The following is a 16,173-nucleotide window of genomic DNA, read 5'->3' as shown; positions in this document are numbered from 1 at the left end:
ATGCTTGTCCCAATTTATTTCGCTTCAGCCCAACGATCATAAGCTGCTTGGTTTACTTTAACGATATCTTCAATGCCGAGTTTGTTTAATGTACTTACATATTTATCCCATTCTTTATCGATAGAAAGTTCTCCAGTAACAAATTTTGCTTCCATTTGTTCAATATATTTATCGATATCTGGTCTTAATGTATTCGTAGTTTCTTGTTCCTCTAGTGTGAAATATACATCAGGGAACGGAACTGTTAAGTGTGGATAATATTCATCTAAAATCCATTGTTCAATAATCCGAAGTGTAGGGTTTTCTTCTTTAGAGAAAAACTCTTGTTCAAGAATCATTGGAACGGCTGTACCAGCACCTGGTGCGTCTTGAGCATTCGCTTGAGTTGTGTTCATACCTTCTGGAGCAAGTAATGTCCAAGAAGATTTACTATCATCTGTCCACTCCCAGTTTTTACCTTCAATACCTAATCGAGCTAAAATAGTTCCTTCTTCAGAATACATATAGTCTAACCAGCGCATGGTTGCTTCTGGATGTTTATTTGCACTCGTAATAGCAGCTCTACCACGTTTGATTTCAGTGATTTTTACAGTTATTGGTTTATTATTAATAGGGCTTGTTAAAGCTGGTAATAATGGATAGTTTTCACCTTCCGCAGGATCTGCATAACCCATCATAATGATTGGCCATGTTGGAAATACACCGATTTGGTTTGCAGCACCTTTTGCTACATATTGTTCCCATGTATGAGATACAATTTGTTGGTCTAATAATTTTTCGCTATATAAGCGGTTTAAGAATTTCATATATTCTTTATAACCATCTTGCATAAAGGCATATTTTACAGTACCGTTGTCTTCATAAATACCAGGAAGACTTCCTGAAGTACCATATGGAATACCGAAAGCTGGTAAAATGTTATATCTTAATTCAGCAATACTGGAAGCTGTCATAGGAATTTCGTCGTCTTTACCGTTTCCATTCATGTCTGTTTCTTTAAATTTCTTCAATAAGTTATAAAGTTCTTCTGTTGTAGTAGGTCTTTCTGCCCCAATTTTTTCAAGCCACGGACCGTTCATCCATGCAATTGGTGTTTGTGACGTAATGGAAGTATCGATACCAGGTAAGGCGTAAATATGTCCATCTGGTGCTGTAATCGATGGTTTCAAGTTAGGATATTTTTCCATAACCTTTTGTAAATTTGGAGCATATTTTTCAATTAAATTTTCTAATGGTTGTAAAAAGCCTTGAGATCCATAATCAACTTCTTCAGCGGCATTGAATAATGCACCAAAAAATAAATCTGGAAGTTGTTGAGATGCAAAAGCTAATTGTTTTTGTTGTTGATATTGTTCAGATGTGGATACACGATAAGTGAAATCCATATTTGTTTTTTCTTTCATTGTTTTAAAGAATCCCATTTCGCCCCAATCTGGTTGAAGTGGGGATCTTTGTCCCATCATTTCTAGAGTGATAGCTTCATTAACGATCGGGTAACCAGTTTCATTAAAATTTTCAGGTGCTTTACTTTTATCACCATTAGATGCATTTGATTTCTCATCTGACTTACATCCTGCAAGAGTCATTGCTACTAACAAAACTGCCATTAATATTATAGATAATTTCTTTTTCACAAGCCTTCTCTCCTTTTTATGAAAACTCAAAATGTATGACCCCGACAATTTGAACAATACATGACTTCTAACTTTAGTGCATCACCTCCTTAAAGATAAGATTTATCTGTTATTCTTTAACCGAACCAATTAATACACCTTTAATAAAATATTTTTGTAAGAACGGATACACAGCTAGTAAAGGTGCGGCAGAAACGATCATAATTGCGTACTTGATAGAACTAGCAATTTTCGCTTGTTCGCCAATTGCATCGATATTACTTCCTTGCATCATTAATTCGGCTGTTATTTCTTGCTCAATTAAAATTTCCTTCAAGAATAGTTGAAGTGGGAAAAGATCCCGGTCATGCAAGTAAATTAAAGCTCCAAAATATTGGTTCCAGTGACTGACTCCATAGAATAAAGCCATAACTGCTAAAATAGGTGCAGATAAAGGTAATACTATTTGGAAAAATGTTCGGAATATAGACGCCCCATCAACTTCTGCAGCTTCCTCCAATGCTCTAGGTATTGTTCCTTTAAAGAATGTCATCGTTACAATAATGTTCCAAACGGAAGCGGCACCTGGGATGACCATTGCCCAAATTGTGTTAACCATTCCTAGTTTTTGTACTAGCAAATAAGTTGGAATTAAACCACCATCAAAGAACATCGTAAAAATTAATAGTTTCATAATGACACTTTTTCCAACAAGATCCACACGAGAAAGTGCATAAGCACAAGGAACAGTTACTGCTAAGTTAATGGCTGTACCTAAAAGTGTGTAAAAAATAGTATTTCTGTACCCTATCCAAATATCTTGACTATTAAAGACACGTTTGAAACCTTCAAATGTAATGTCTTTTGGAAATAACCACATCTCTCCTGAATTTACGTAGCTTGGATTACTAATCGAAGCACTAATAATGTAAATTAATGGGTATGTGATAATGATAATAAGAAACCAAACAAATATTTTATTTAAAACATCAAATATTTTATCTGATTTAGGTTGTCCGATTTTATTTGACTTAGCTATTTCACTCATTTTTGGACACTCCTTTTTACCATAAACTTGTGCCCGTTCTTCTTGCTAAACGGTTAAAAGTTATGAGAATTATAAAGTTGATGACTGCGTTAAATAAACCGACTGCTGTAGAATAACTAAATTGACCATTTAATAAACCAATTTCATAAACATATGTTGCAATAATATTGGAAGACGTTAAGTTCAGTGGGTTTTGCATTAGTAAGATTTTTTCAAATCCGACTGCTAACATACTTCCCATATTTAAAATTAATAGAATAATAATAGTAGGCATAATTCCTGGGATATTTACATACCATATCCGTTGAAATCTCGTAGCTCCATCGACTTTTGCCGCCTCATGTAGCTGTGGATCAACTCCTGCAAGCGCTGCCAAATAGATGATTGCACTCCAACCTAATTCTTGCCACTGCCCAGAGAAAACATAAATTGTTTTAAACCATTTCGGACTTGCCATAAAATCAATTGGATCAAATCCTAAAAGCTGAATAAAGTGATTAATGATACCAGTTGCTGGGTCTAAAAAGGCGATAATCATCCCAACAAATACTACTGTTGAAATAAAATGTGGTGCATATGTGATTGTTTGTGCCGATTTTTTAAATTTCCCTGCCCTTAATTCATTAAAAGCTAGAGCTACGATAATTGGAATTGGAAATAACAGTAATTGATATAAGCTAATGGATAAAGTATTCCAAATTAAATCCCAAAAGTAATAAGAATTAAAGAACCTTATGAAGTGATCAAAACCGACCCATTGACTACCGAAAATTCCATCTATAGGTCTGAAATTTTTAAAGGCTATTACAACCCCATACATTGGGATGTACTTAAAGATGAGGAAATATAATAATGCAGGTGCTAATAACACGTACAGTTGCCAACTTTTTACCATTTTTCGCATCTTTGCTTTAGCAATTTGTATTTTTGTTAACTCATGATTTATGGTAAGTGGAGTGGTACTCAAACTTTTTTCACTCATCATTTCATTAACAACTCCTTTCCATGCGGAAGTTTTACCAAATACTTTTTTGTAAGGGTTTCCAAATGTCTGATACAAAATTACACTAATAGTTCATTTTTATTAACTTTCCATTTTGTTTTTCTACTAATATTATAAAACAAATAAATAGATTTTAAAACATAAATTTACATGTTTTTTTAAAAAAATGTTACTTCATTTCACTTAGTTTATAAAAAAAACGTTGAATATTACTTGACTCCATTTTGTTCCGTTAGTAATTCTAACGCTTTTGCAACAGATTGCTCTGCATTATTTAATAAAAGATTAGCTTCTTCATAAGACACTTTACCTTCTATCATTACGATTGCTGGTTTTACATGTTGATCGGTTAATTTTAAGTAATGTGCAGCTGTTTCATAGTCAACACCTGTAATTGCAATGACGATTTGTCTTGCCCGTTCTAATAGTTTCGAATTACTAGCGTGTAAGTCTACCATTAGATTCCTATATACTTTCCCTAACTTAATCATTACAGAAGTAGACAACATATTTAAAATCATTTTTTGTGCGGTTGCTGCCTTTAATCTCGTTGAACCTGTTAACACTTCTGGTCCAACTAACACCTCAATCTTTTGGTCTGCATATTGGCTAATTTCCGCATTTTTATTACACGCTAATGCAATCGTCTTTGCACCAATTTCCCGTGCGTATTGCAGGGCACCAATTACGTATGGAGTTCTCCCGCTTGCAGCAATACCAACGACAACATCTTTTTCCGTAAGCTTTCGTTCTTTTAAATCATCCGCACCTGCTTTCGGGTCGTCTTCAGCTCCCTCTACTGCTCGAAACATTGCACCTTCCCCACCAGCCATTATCCCTTGAACTAATTCATGAGGTGTACGGAAGGTTGGTGGACACTCTGCAGCATCTAATACCCCAAGACGGCCGCTCGTCCCAGCACCAGTATAAAATAGACGCCCACCATCTCTCATAGCTTCTAAAATAATTTCTGCGGAGCGGCTAATATCTGGTAATACTTGTTTTACGGACATTGAAACAGTCTGATCTTCATTATTCATCATTTCTACTATTTCTCTTATCTCCAACTGATCAATGTTTCGCGTTCGTTCATTACATTGTTCTGTTAGTAAATTTGACAGAATTACTCCCATAAGAACACACCTTTTCTGTAATATTCTCTTTGTTGTGAACATTTAATAGTCTCTCTTCCGTTTAGGAATTGACGTTCCATTAAATCTTTCCTACAACTCAATTTTATATTAAAAGAAACTTAATTTCAATATATATTTTTTATTTATGAAATAATGTTTTAACCATTTCCTACTACTTTCTTAAAGTTCTTCACAAAGTTTTCAGAGATTGTTACTCCTTCTTCTTTCAAGGCGGCGATAACTGCACCACCAACTGGTTCAATTTGTGGAATGATTAACTTTGCCGAAATATCTTCTTGTTTTAACTGGTTTAAAATTGGAGTTTGTAAAATATCGAATCGATTAAATAAACCGCCAACTAATACGACGGGAATATTTGTTTGAATGTCCGTTTCAGTAAATATTCTTTTTATTAAGCAAGCGATAGATTTCCCTATAAAGTTTCCATTTTCTATGATGATTTGTTGAGCAATTTTATCACCACTATCATAAGCTGAGACAACAATTTTACTTAGTACGGCTATCGTTTCCTTTACATTCGGTGATTGATAAATAGTATGAATAATACTTGGAAGCGAAGAAATTTTGAAATGTTCTTTTATTAGCTGGTTTATCATTGTCGGTTCTGCTAGTCCGTCATGATCACGGAAGGCAGCAACTAGTCCATCATTTCCAATAGCATAGCCACTGCCTTTTTCACCAATTAAATAACCCCAACCGCCTACTCTTGCGACATCACCATTATTGTTTAAGCCGTAAGTAATGGAGCCTGTTCCTGCAATTTGAACGATTCCAGGTTGACCAAATGTCCCTGAATACAGTGCCGTAATCGCATCATTTGTCACAACAGACTTTACTGTTTTTGGTAATAAGCTTTTAATAATCTCATGCATTTCTTGGCGCGCAACAGGATGATCAACACCAGACATCCCCGCAACAACACTATTTATTTCTGTATGAATGAGCCCACTTTGCTCTTCTAATTTTTTAAAAAGTGTAGACAGCTCTTTTTGTAAATCTGATCTTCTCACATTGTTCGGATTGGAGGGGCCAACGGTAGTTGTCGCAACAATATTCCCGTCATGATCAGCTATAACGCCTTTCGTCTTCGTACCACCACCATCAATTCCAAGTACGTACATAAATAAACCTCCCTTTAATACAATAGCAACATACTCATTTGTATGAGCAATTTTTTGCTAAAATGAAGAGCTTGATGATTGATGAATTAAGGACTACCTTTCATGTGATGGAATTTTTTAACAAGAGAAGTCTGTCGGTTAAATTCCATCCCATTTTTTTAAGGTAGCCCTATTATTACTAAATTTCTTTCTTCATCACATGGAATGTTCTCGTTACTTCAAATCCTGTTTTCTTATATAAATAACCGGCTGTCGTCTTTTCCCCTGTCCATAAGAACCATGCACCATGAAGACTTTCTGCCCGCATTTTTGTTAAGCAAAGATGTAAAAGAATTTTCCCAAGACCTTTTCCTTGTTGGTTTGGATCCACTCCGAACGGTCCAAATCTATCAGGAACACCTTCATATCCTCCGTGAATACAGAATCCTACTAACTTATCCCCATCTCGGGCAACCAATATATTTTCCATTGGTAATCCTTGAAGCACACCTTCACGAATCGCTCGTCCCCAGTCTGGATTAAATACTTCATTCGCAAACTTAATGACGTCGTATAAATCGCAATCTTCTGCAGTGCGGAACGTGTAGCCTTCTGCCTCTCGTTGTTTAATTAATTCTTTCACTGCTTCTGGCATTTGATACCCTACGATATTGCGATCCATCGCAATTGGGGAGTAAAGCTTTGTAAAACCTTGTGCTAACAAAAATTGGTAACCACTCGGATATGCTTCTTCATCGATACCTGGCATAATATAATTTGGTGCATAAGATGAAAAGAAAACATGTTTTCTACCTGCTTCTTTTAGAAATCCGATTGCCTCTTCCATGAGTCGACCACCTACACCACTTCTCCGATAATCCGGATGAACGAAGAAGAATGGAATCCAGCCATTATCTCGTTCTAAGTCAGTTCCATACATAGGCAATAGTCTGCGCACGGCATAGACACAGCCAACTACTTTTTCTCCATCAATAGCAACGCGCAACCCTTCCGGATCAAAATTCGCGTCGAGCAACACGAGGTTTCGGAACCGTTTTTGTGTGATAGGATCATTTAATAAACACTCATTCCACAAATTTACAATTAACTTTTCGTCTCCTGACTGATAATAACGAAATTGAATCATTTATATACCTCCTCTAATATCTTTTTTAGTTTTTCCTAGTTATTTGATAACGATTACATTTTTGCGTTTCTATTGTTTTATACTAATCTCCTTTAGCTAAAATAATAGAAAACAAATGCTATATGTTTATTATAATTGTTTCTATTTAAAAATGAAATAGTAATTTATTTTATTTTTATATTTTATGATAAAACATTTCAAATATGTTAGTTTTTAGCAAGCATGAAAAGGACGAAATTGCTTTAAAGCGAATCTTGCAGAACTATAACACTGGAGACAGGATGTTCGTTTCATTGAATATTTCACGGGTAGCTTCACTGAAATTTATATCATTACTTATAATAATAGATAATATAATTATTGAATTTGCCTTCTACACTTATGTCCAAATAAAAAAGTATCCAGTAATGAAAAACTGGATACTATTATTTGAACAATACGCCTCACCGATAATTAATTAGAGGTATTTTTTACAAATTTTTTGTAATTAATTGATTGGCTATTATACAATAGAGCAACCGATGATGAAAGTAATGCTAGAAAATACTCGACTTGATCGAGAAGGAGAACCGATGGAAATAGCAACGGTTGTGGAATTTTTAATTAGTGATGGTGCATCCTATATAACTAGTACAGATATATTAGTAGATGGAGGAACCGTTGCCAACATGAGGAAACTTCAAGCTAAAGCAAATAGTAACAAATAACTACACATTATTTCGCGGTTTTTTAGGCATGATAAAGCAGCTTCGGAAAACAAGAAGCTGCTTTTTATATTTCTTCTTAGACTATGATTGAAAAACATCTTATATCAAGTTAATGCACAATAAAATATTATAGATCTCCTGCAGGTCTAACAAGAATTTTTGCTTGCTTTTTATCGGTAATTAATTGATTGAAACCTTCCTCTACGACATCGGATAAATTTATTTTCTTCGTAATTATCGGTTTCACATCGAGACGACCAGTAGCAATCATTTCAATCACTTCTGGAAAGACATGGCGGTAAGCAAGTGTGGATGTAATATCGGCTGCTTTAAATAATATTTGTCCCATATCAACTTCTACAGGTTTGCTAAATACGGCAATCGACATCACTTGACCACCTTGGCGTACGGATGCTACTGCATTCGTCATCGTCGCTTGGACGCCTGCACATTCATACGCTACACTAACACCACCGTTCGTTAGTTCAAGAATTGTTTCCACAATATCATCGCGACTTCCATCAATTGTGGCCGTTGCTCCTAGTTCTTTCGCTTTTTCCAATCGTTCCAAAGAAACATCCACGACAATTAGTTGAGTAGCTCCTGCTGCTTTAGCAGAAAGTAAAGCTAATAAACCGATCGGACCTGCACCGAAAATGGCAACCGGATCTCCTGCCCGTAACTTACTTTCTCGCACAGCATAAAATGATACGGCTGTCGGTTCTACTAAAGCTCCTTCTTCAAATGAAACATTATCAGGTAAAGCATGGACCATATTTTCCTCAACAATTACATATTCAGCAAAACCTCCGTCACTATTTAAGCCGACAAAGCCGACGTGGGCACATTGATTATAGTAACCTCGCTTACATGCGTAACATTTACCACAAAAGATTAACGGTTCAATCGCAACACGTTCACCAACTTTATGGCTAGTCACATCTTCAGCAACTTCCACAATCGTTCCAGAAAATTCATGTCCAAGGGTGAGTGGTGGTTTTTTACCTGTAATTGGATGTGTTTCCATTGATAGACCACCTAAGTAAGCATGTAAGTCACTTCCGCAAATTCCACCCCACTCAACTTTTACTTTTACCTTTCCAGTTGTAACTACGGGCTCTGCTACTTCCTCTACACGTACATCCTTAACACCATACCAAACTGCAGCTTTCATTCTATTCATCTCCTTTAGTAGAATATAATTCTATTATATCATTCCCATCATTTAACAATAGTTTATATAATCTACTTTTTTGTGAAAATTAGTAATCGATAATGATTTTTCTGAAACTTATCAGTTCCTACGCATGGCAAGTTAAAGGTAAATGTCTCCAATGAGTCGTTTTTGGTCAAGGTTTCTGGTTTCTGTACATTTCAATTTTCGTTAACTTTATACACTTATGCAATGTTTTCTTACTCGCAATTTATAAAAACTTTAACATCAAGCAATGAAAGTAGTGTTATAATGTGTAATGGTTTATCAATTCGTTATTTAGGAGTGCTGGTTTTGAGTAGAAAAACATCTATTGCAACAACTTCATTGGAAACTTTACAATGGTTTATATTTCTTTTAGCAAGCTCGGTTGCGATGCCGATTGTTATTGGCTCCATTTTTGATATGAGTGTGGTGGAGATTTCTGGATTAATGCAACGGACATTGTTTGTAGTTGGGCTTGCTTCACTTTTACAAGGGATAATTGGTCACCGGTTACCGATTATGGAAGGACCTGCAGGTATTTGGATTAGTGTTTTTTCCGTCATGGCTATAACAGGGGTTAGGGGAGGAAACACTTTAACGGAAACATTGCAAACACTGGAAGCTGCTATGTTTTTTACCGGATTGTTCTTAGTTATCTTTGGGCTTCTTAAAATTTCTTCCAAAATTTTACCTATTTTTACCCCACTTGTAACAGGGACATTTTTTCTACTTTTAACGGTTCAATTGAGTGGCACCTTTTTAAAGGGAATGCTCATTCAAGCAGATGCAAATACCATTTATTTACCGGGAGCCATTATTGCCTTCATAACTTTTTTTATAGTCCTTGCCCTATCTGCTTTTGGTAAAGGTACGTTAAGAAGCTATGCAGTCTTAATTGGTATCATTTTTGGTTGGATCAATTATTTAATTTTTATCGGTGGAAATAACCTACAAACAAATTCAGCCGTCTTTACATTTCCTAAAATTTTTGCTTTTGGAAAGCCTACTTTTGATTTAAGTGTGATCCCAATTGCCTTTATCACCGCCATTATTTTAATTTCAAATATGGTAGCCTCAATAGTTGCGATGAATCAAACATTAGGTAACAATGCTAAACTAGACAATCATCAAGTGAATAGTGGAACAATTTTTTCTGGTATTAGTCATGGATTTGCTGGATTATTTTCTACTGTCGCCAATGTTCCGTTAGCCACTTCTTCCGGCTTTATCGGACTCACTGGTCAAAAGAGGAAACAACCGTTCATTTATGCAAACATTATTTTAATATTGATTGCCTTTTTCCCGCCAATCATTTCGTTTATTTCCAGCATCCCTTCCCCTGTTGCTAACGCGGCATTGATGGCGTCCTTTGTTCAGTTGGTAGGGTTAGCAATAAATAATTTGACGATTACTCCACTGGATTCAAGAAAAGTTACAATTCTTGGTACTTCTTATTTAATAGGAATGGGAACGATGTTTTTGCCGACAGAAGCTTTTTCCGATTTACCGACAATTGTCCAAAATGTCATGAGTAATGGATTATTAGTAGGGACGGCACTTGTTATATTGATGGAACAGATTTGGCGAGAGAAAACGAGTATAGTTGAATACAAATAAAGATATAGAACGAACTTGATGCAGGTTTTGCCAGGGAGCAAACCTGCATTTTTAATTAAACTGCTATCGTATTATGTTATCTTTTGATGAATCATTTCCCATCCGAATTCTTTAGTAACGAAAACCATTTGATAGCAGGAATAATTAGGATAAAAATTCTTACTACCTTTTTAACTTATAGAATTCGCTTCCACAATTTAAATTAGTGAATAATTAATTTTATCTAGAACATGTTCCTTTGCATTTATAGTTTTTGAAGAAGAAAAATTAGGTTAATCACCTATTCCGTTTCTTTAATAGTTGAATATGAGTATATGGAATAGTTATAATTACCTATTTTATAAAAGGAAGTGGGATAGGATGTCTATGGATTTGACAGATGAACTTACCGAGGAATTAAACGAATTACTCGGGGAGGAATTACTCGTTATTACATTATCTGATCAATTAAATTTATTTGGGGAAACTTTTCGACCTGTTTTTTGTGGAACATTAAAGGAAGTCGGTGTCGGACATATTACTTTATACCCTGTAATGATAAAAATGGTCAATGCACCATTCTATCGGTTTCCAATACCGATTAGCATTCCTTTAGAAAAAATAACGCAATTTACTGGTTGCTTCGACTGTCAGCAACGAATCCCGTTAACATAATGAATTTTAGGAGGTTAACTAAAGTGGATAATAAACTTGAAAATATTAGTATTTCTGATAGTATCACCCACGAAGAAGCAATGGTTGAATTGCTTTTGGAAAGTATCGATAAACGCATCTTCCTTTTAACACGGTCATTTCCTTTTGTATTCATCGGAAAAATTATAGCTGTGCACGGAGATTACGTACAAGTTAAGGTGGACACAACGCCTATACAAGAATTGGAAAATCGCCTATGGTCCATTCACATTCACCGCATTGAAATTTTTTATATTGAAGAGGAAAATGGCCCTAAAATACCAAAGTTAATAAATAATTTATCGTAGGTGTTAAAATGAAAAGACTATATCATGTCGTTGCTATTCCAATTCGTATCGTCGTTAACAATTTTGGTGAACACAATCCTCATGGTGCAATGTATGTTTTAAAAGAAAATGAGGACTTAGTAAAAAAACTAGTGAAAGAAAATCCTTTCAAACCAGTAGAACTCGTTCAACCACTTGTTATTCGTGCAAATGTTGGGGATACAGTGGAAATTATATTTGAAAACAAATTGCTTCATGCAGCGGGGATGCATTTTCAAGAGGCAGACTACAATGTATTCACATCAGACGGTGCCAATGTCGGACTGAATGAAAATACACTTGCGAATCCAGGAGAGAAAATACTATATCGAATTACCGTCAATAAAGAAGGTCCATATTTCTTTTCTGACTTAGGAGATCCTGATAGCAGTGATCGAGGTTCCAATATTAATGGTTTATTCGGTGCCTTAATGGTACAGGCGCGTGGTTCATGGTGGACTGATCCAATAACTGGAAAAGAAATAAAAAGTGGAGTATATGCAGATATTCACCATCCTTTTTTACCTTCTTTCCGTGAATATACAACTATATTTCATGATGAAATGGAAGTCGTTGACATTACTGGGAATTCACCGATTGATCATTTAACTGGCGAACCTTTTGGATCATTTCACGGTATCAATTACCGATACGAACCAATGCATAATCGCCATATGTTAATTCGGGAAGGAATTGTTTGCCCTGATTGTGATGGTGAAGAGGTTCATCATGATTCTTGGGTATTTGGTGACCCAGCTACCCCTATTTTGAGAGGATATGTTGGAGATCCTGCAAAAATTAGATTAATTCATGCTGCAGTCAAAGAAACCCATGTTTTTCATTACCACCTTCACCAATGGTTATCTGATAATCAAAATATAGAATCAGAGATTATCGATGCACAAGCCTTTAGCCCACAAACATCGTACACCATTGAACCTTTATACGGTTTAGGAAGTTACCAAGGCTCATTTGGGGATGTTATTTTCCATTGTCATTTATATCCACATTTTTCAATGGGAATGTGGGGGATGAATCGAATTTTTAACACATTGCAAGATGGCAGTCAATGTTATCCAAACGGAGTTCCAATCGCACCACTACAGCCTTTACCAGATCGTGAACCACCACCAAAACCTACTTTAGAAAGGCCAGGATTTCCTAATTTCATCCCTGGAAAGATTGGCTGTAAAGCCCCAAGACCTCCTTTAATGATTGAAGGTGGAAGGGACTTTACTGATTTGGAACGGAATGCCGCTATTCCGAACGCTCGACCTGGGGCCGTTTTTGCCGACCCTAGTGGTGGCGTAAGAAATGCACCAATCCGCGAGTTCCATGTTTCTGTTATCCAATTGCCAATTATTTATAACAAGCAAGGCTGGCACGATCCAAAAGGACGGATGTACGTTTTAGATGAGGACGTAGAGGATGTGCTAAGTGGAAAAAAAGATCCAGAACCACTCGTATTTCATGCAGACGCTGGGTCGATTATCCGAGTGAATTTTACTAATCGATGTCCGGAAGTGTTGGACGGTGATGCTTTTCAGCTAGTAACTCGAACATATGAACAAGGATTCCATATCCACTTCGTTAAGTTTGATGTATTAGTAGCGGATGGTTCGAATGTCGGATGGAATTATAATTCCGGTATTCTTCCTGGTGAGACTGCGAGGTATGAGTACTTTGCCGATGTTGAGTTAAAAGCATGGTTTTTTCATGACCATTTATTTGCTAATACACACCAGCAACATGGGGTTTTTGGAAATGGCGTAGTGCACGCTAGATTTGCCACTGTTTTTGATCCACAAGGTAATCCAACTGTTAAAGGGACGGAAGTAACGGTAACACATCCTTTTATTCCGGATTATCGAGATTATACAATTCAAGTTCATGATTTTGCTTTTTTATTTGATAAAGATGGAAACCCATTACAACGACCACGTTTTCCTGGCTCTCAAGATGACCCAGGACTATTTGGTGTCAACTATAAAAATGAACCACTTCAATTCCGATTAGATTCCGATAAAGACCCGGCTTATTCATTTAGTTCTTATGTTCACGGGGATCCGATCACACCAGTATTTAAATGTTATGAGAAAGATCCTATTAGAATTCACGTCATTCAAGGTGCTCACGAGGAATCTCATAGTTTCAACATTCACGGACTAAGATGGAAAGATCAACGACCTGATGCGGAGTCTCGTTTTCGGGCACAGGAACATCTCGGCATCTCGGAATCATTCACATTGGAGACATATGTACCAGCTTCTGGAGATTATTTATGGACATTTGAAACAGAAGAAGATTTATGGAATGGCTTATGGGGATTAATTCGGGCATATGACGAAGAAGTTGATTTCTTAATCCCGCTTCATGATTTACCAAGACCACCAAAACGAACAAAACCGCTACCGAATTGCACTGGGAAGCGGCCACCAAAGGCAAAATTAACGGATCCCCCAATAGATTTTCCAAAAAATGTACGAGTAAAAAAATTTGATATCGTTGCCTTCCATACTCCAATTAATTACAACAACTATGGTGACCATGATCCTTTTGGTATCGTATTTGCGTTAAAAGAAGATTTGGATGATCTATTGTCTGGTCGCAAAAATCCAGAACCTTTAATAATTCGAGCTAACCAAGGAGATTTAGTTGAAGTTACATTAACTTCATTACTAGACTTTGATCGTTTTCCGTTTTTAGATGGGATATGGCCTTATCCACCAGTAAAAGAACAAGCATTTTATCCTCCTTCTGTACGAATCTCTTTACATGCACAAATGCTAATCTATGATGTAAAATCATCTGCTGGTGAGACAATTGGGTTCAACCATGATCAAAGTGTGGGACCTGGTGAATCAATAACTTATCGCTGGTATGTTGATTTACCAATTGGTTCATGCGGCTTATGGGATATGACCGATATACGCAATCACCGCTCGCTTGGAACGTATGGAGCTTTTATAGCTGAAGCACGTGGGACTGAAATTTTGGACCCATATACACTTAAGCAAGTGAATACAGGTGCGAATGTCATTCGGAGGCAACCTTTTTTACCAGACACACGAGAATTTGTCCTTATTATGTATGACGGTGCAAGGTTGCATGATATAAATAACCAATTAATAGTAGATCCAGTGGATGGAATTTTACGCAGTCCAAGCGATGAACAGCTCGAAAAATTAGATCTCGTTGACACGTATGATAATGGGTCTCGTGGATTTAATTATCGTACAGAACGGTTAATCAATCGATTAAGAGAAGTACCAAATCTAGAAAAAATATTTAGTTCAAAAGTGTTTGGGGATCCGGCAACACCTGTTTTTGAAGCATACCCGAAAGACCCAATTATTGTTCGACTATTAAACCCATCAGAACGACGACGAAGTCATACTTTCCACATTCACGGGCATTATTGGAACGATGATTTGAGAGATGTCAGTTCCGAGGTTCGTTCTGTTAGAGGAGAAATTGTTGCTGGCCATACTGGAAATTTATCACTACACTATGGGGCTGGAAGTTATTACAACTTCCCAGGTGATTATATGTACCGATCCGGAAACATTCGCTGGGACATTGAACAAGGTATGTGGGGGATTATCCGCGTCCATGGTAGGTTACAAAAACATCTGCCACCGTTAAATTATTCGAAAGTATATGATAGAGGAAGTGGTTCCTATGATGAATGAGTTTCGTTGCCCAGAAATAGACTTTCGCGAGGATAATGAGGGATTTTTTATTCCAGGAGATTGTTATTCTCCGAAATTAGAAAAATTACAACTAAGTTCCCCAAACAGTTGCCTACCAAAGGAACAATTAGATGAACTCGTTGAGAAAATCGAAGAGGCGAATCAGTTGTTACTGGATCTTGACCAAGATGAAGATGATGCTACCGAACAATCACCAGATCGGTTTGACCGCATTTTCCACCGTCTTCAAGACCAACTCGTCAATATAAATGTGGAACGAGTATATCGAGTTGTCAAAAGGCGGAACCGTAATCCCATTCAATTAAAACGTCGCTCGCACATTTCAGGAGTCGTATCTATTGTCGGAAGAGATTTTGTTTTACTAGAAAATAAAAACAGAAAATTTATTGTCCCTTATGATAGAATCATTCATATTACTCGAACAAACAATAGTCATGAAAAAGTCCATTATACACTAGACTTAGATGCCAAATTACGAAGGGCACTCACCTTCCATTTTGGTGAAGTCGTATCAAGATCACCAGCATTAATTCTACATTTTTTTACAGTAGAGCTAAAATTCTTTTTAGCAAATTTTGAAATAAAAAACGTAAGAATAATTAGTAATGACTTGAAATTAAGTGGAAAAATAATCGATACAAATGAGAACTTTTTGGAACTTTACACAGGTAAAAGAAAAACGATTTCGATTAAATATTCCGATATCGATTTCATTTATTTTGAATAGGATTATTGGAATGCAAGATAAATTCAATGAAGTTACAACTAACTGACAGCTTCATAGTTGAAGCGAGTATTTAATTATGTTAAATTAATCGTTTAACTAAAGAATTTTCGGGTGGTTCTTTTGGAGTATCTTTTATAAAGGAAAATGT

13 protein-coding genes are annotated in these 16,173 nt (G+C 36.2%); 6 read left to right on the top strand and 7 right to left on the bottom strand.

The genetic code is table 11. From position 1 onward, the window contains the following. Window positions 1-14 precede the first annotated feature (14 nt). From BN1242_RS01190 to BN1242_RS01165, 6 genes are all read right to left on the bottom strand, one after another. On the bottom strand, window positions 15-1,634 hold the full coding sequence (locus tag BN1242_RS01190; RefSeq protein WP_062350186.1) for an extracellular solute-binding protein: 1,620 nt from the start codon (window positions 1,632-1,634) through the stop codon (window positions 15-17). Between the two features lie 109 nt (window positions 1,635-1,743). Beyond that, window positions 1,744-2,661 (bottom strand): carbohydrate ABC transporter permease, encoded by a 918-nt coding sequence (locus tag BN1242_RS01185; RefSeq protein ID WP_062350184.1) that lies wholly within the window; start codon window positions 2,659-2,661, stop codon window positions 1,744-1,746. 16 nt (window positions 2,662-2,677) lie between these two features. Beyond that, the gene (locus BN1242_RS01180) at window positions 2,678-3,565 is read right to left on the bottom strand and encodes an ABC transporter permease (RefSeq protein ID WP_238985059.1); all 888 of its coding nucleotides are present in this window, start codon (window positions 3,563-3,565) and stop codon (window positions 2,678-2,680) included. Between the two features lie 308 nt (window positions 3,566-3,873). Beyond that, window positions 3,874-4,797 carry an N-acetylmuramic acid 6-phosphate etherase gene (gene murQ, locus BN1242_RS01175; RefSeq protein ID WP_062350179.1) on the bottom strand — a complete coding sequence of 308 codons (924 nt, stop codon included), beginning with the start codon at window positions 4,795-4,797 and terminating at the stop codon, window positions 3,874-3,876. A 158-nt stretch (window positions 4,798-4,955) separates the two neighbouring features. Beyond that, a complete protein-coding gene (locus BN1242_RS01170) occupies window positions 4,956-5,939 on the bottom strand; it encodes an N-acetylglucosamine kinase (RefSeq protein ID WP_062350176.1) in 984 nt (327 codons plus the stop codon). Between the two features lie 178 nt (window positions 5,940-6,117). After that, the gene (locus BN1242_RS01165) at window positions 6,118-7,065 is read right to left on the bottom strand and encodes a GNAT family N-acetyltransferase (protein WP_062350174.1); all 948 of its coding nucleotides are present in this window, start codon (window positions 7,063-7,065) and stop codon (window positions 6,118-6,120) included. A 521-nt stretch (window positions 7,066-7,586) separates the two neighbouring features. On the opposite strand from BN1242_RS01165, the gene BN1242_RS01160 reads away from it, so the two are divergent. After that, window positions 7,587-7,772, top strand: coding sequence for an SDR family oxidoreductase (locus BN1242_RS01160; RefSeq protein ID WP_158661026.1), 186 nt, complete (start codon window positions 7,587-7,589; stop codon window positions 7,770-7,772). A 127-nt stretch (window positions 7,773-7,899) separates the two neighbouring features. Here the strand turns inward: BN1242_RS01160 and BN1242_RS01155 are convergent, their stop codons facing one another. Next, the gene (locus tag BN1242_RS01155; protein WP_071435384.1) at window positions 7,900-8,946 is read right to left on the bottom strand and encodes a 2,3-butanediol dehydrogenase; all 1,047 of its coding nucleotides are present in this window, start codon (window positions 8,944-8,946) and stop codon (window positions 7,900-7,902) included. Between the two features lie 333 nt (window positions 8,947-9,279). Here BN1242_RS01155 and BN1242_RS01150 point away from each other — a divergent pair, with 333 nt between their 5' ends. The 5 genes from BN1242_RS01150 to BN1242_RS01130 all read left to right on the top strand — a co-directional run bounded on the left by BN1242_RS01150 (window position 9,280) and on the right by BN1242_RS01130 (window position 16,025). Further along, a complete protein-coding gene (locus BN1242_RS01150; protein WP_062350169.1) occupies window positions 9,280-10,587 on the top strand; it encodes a purine/pyrimidine permease in 1,308 nt (435 codons plus the stop codon). Between the two features lie 360 nt (window positions 10,588-10,947). Continuing rightward, window positions 10,948-11,241: a hypothetical protein gene (locus tag BN1242_RS01145; RefSeq protein WP_338022866.1), complete on the top strand. Its 294-nt coding sequence runs from the start codon at window positions 10,948-10,950 to the stop codon at window positions 11,239-11,241. A 23-nt stretch (window positions 11,242-11,264) separates the two neighbouring features. Then, entirely contained in the window at window positions 11,265-11,567 is a 303-nt protein-coding gene (locus BN1242_RS01140; RefSeq protein ID WP_238985055.1) for a hypothetical protein, read from the top strand. Between the two features lie 8 nt (window positions 11,568-11,575). Continuing rightward, a complete protein-coding gene (locus BN1242_RS01135; protein ID WP_062350165.1) occupies window positions 11,576-15,277 on the top strand; it encodes a multicopper oxidase domain-containing protein in 3,702 nt (1,233 codons plus the stop codon). Beyond that, a complete protein-coding gene (locus BN1242_RS01130; RefSeq protein ID WP_062350163.1) occupies window positions 15,267-16,025 on the top strand; it encodes a hypothetical protein in 759 nt (252 codons plus the stop codon). Before BN1242_RS01135 ends, BN1242_RS01130 begins: the two co-directional genes overlap by 11 nt. Window positions 16,026-16,173 lie beyond the last annotated feature (148 nt).

The sequence above is a fragment of the Bacillus kwashiorkori genome, assembly GCF_001375515.1.
Lineage (GTDB): Bacteria > Bacillota > Bacilli > Bacillales > Caldibacillaceae > Bacillus_BK > Bacillus_BK kwashiorkori.
Note: the sequence above shows the minus strand (reverse complement) of the source record. Positions and strands in the feature narration are given on the sequence as shown.

Bases quoted from the DNA above. Each gene is read 5' to 3' on its own strand.
- BN1242_RS01185 (WP_062350184.1), bottom strand. From the start codon at position 2,661: ATGAGTGAAATAGCTAAGTCAAATAAAATCGGACAACCTAAATCAGAT.
- BN1242_RS01180 (WP_238985059.1), bottom strand. From the start codon at position 3,565: ATGCGAAAAATGGTAAAAAGTTGGCAACTGTACGTGTTATTAGCACCT.
- murQ (WP_062350179.1), bottom strand. From the start codon at position 4,797: ATGGGAGTAATTCTGTCAAATTTACTAACAGAACAATGTAATGAACGA.
- BN1242_RS01170 (WP_062350176.1), bottom strand. From the start codon at position 5,939: ATGTACGTACTTGGAATTGATGGTGGTGGTACGAAGACGAAAGGCGTT.
- BN1242_RS01165 (WP_062350174.1), bottom strand. From the start codon at position 7,065: ATGATTCAATTTCGTTATTATCAGTCAGGAGACGAAAAGTTAATTGTA.
- BN1242_RS01160 (WP_158661026.1), top strand. From the start codon at position 7,587: ATGATGAAAGTAATGCTAGAAAATACTCGACTTGATCGAGAAGGAGAA.
- BN1242_RS01155 (WP_071435384.1), bottom strand. From the start codon at position 8,946: ATGAAAGCTGCAGTTTGGTATGGTGTTAAGGATGTACGTGTAGAGGAA.
- BN1242_RS01145 (WP_338022866.1), top strand. From the start codon at position 10,948: ATGTCTATGGATTTGACAGATGAACTTACCGAGGAATTAAACGAATTA.
- BN1242_RS01135 (WP_062350165.1), top strand. From the start codon at position 11,576: ATGAAAAGACTATATCATGTCGTTGCTATTCCAATTCGTATCGTCGTT.
- BN1242_RS01130 (WP_062350163.1), top strand. From the start codon at position 15,267: ATGATGAATGAGTTTCGTTGCCCAGAAATAGACTTTCGCGAGGATAAT.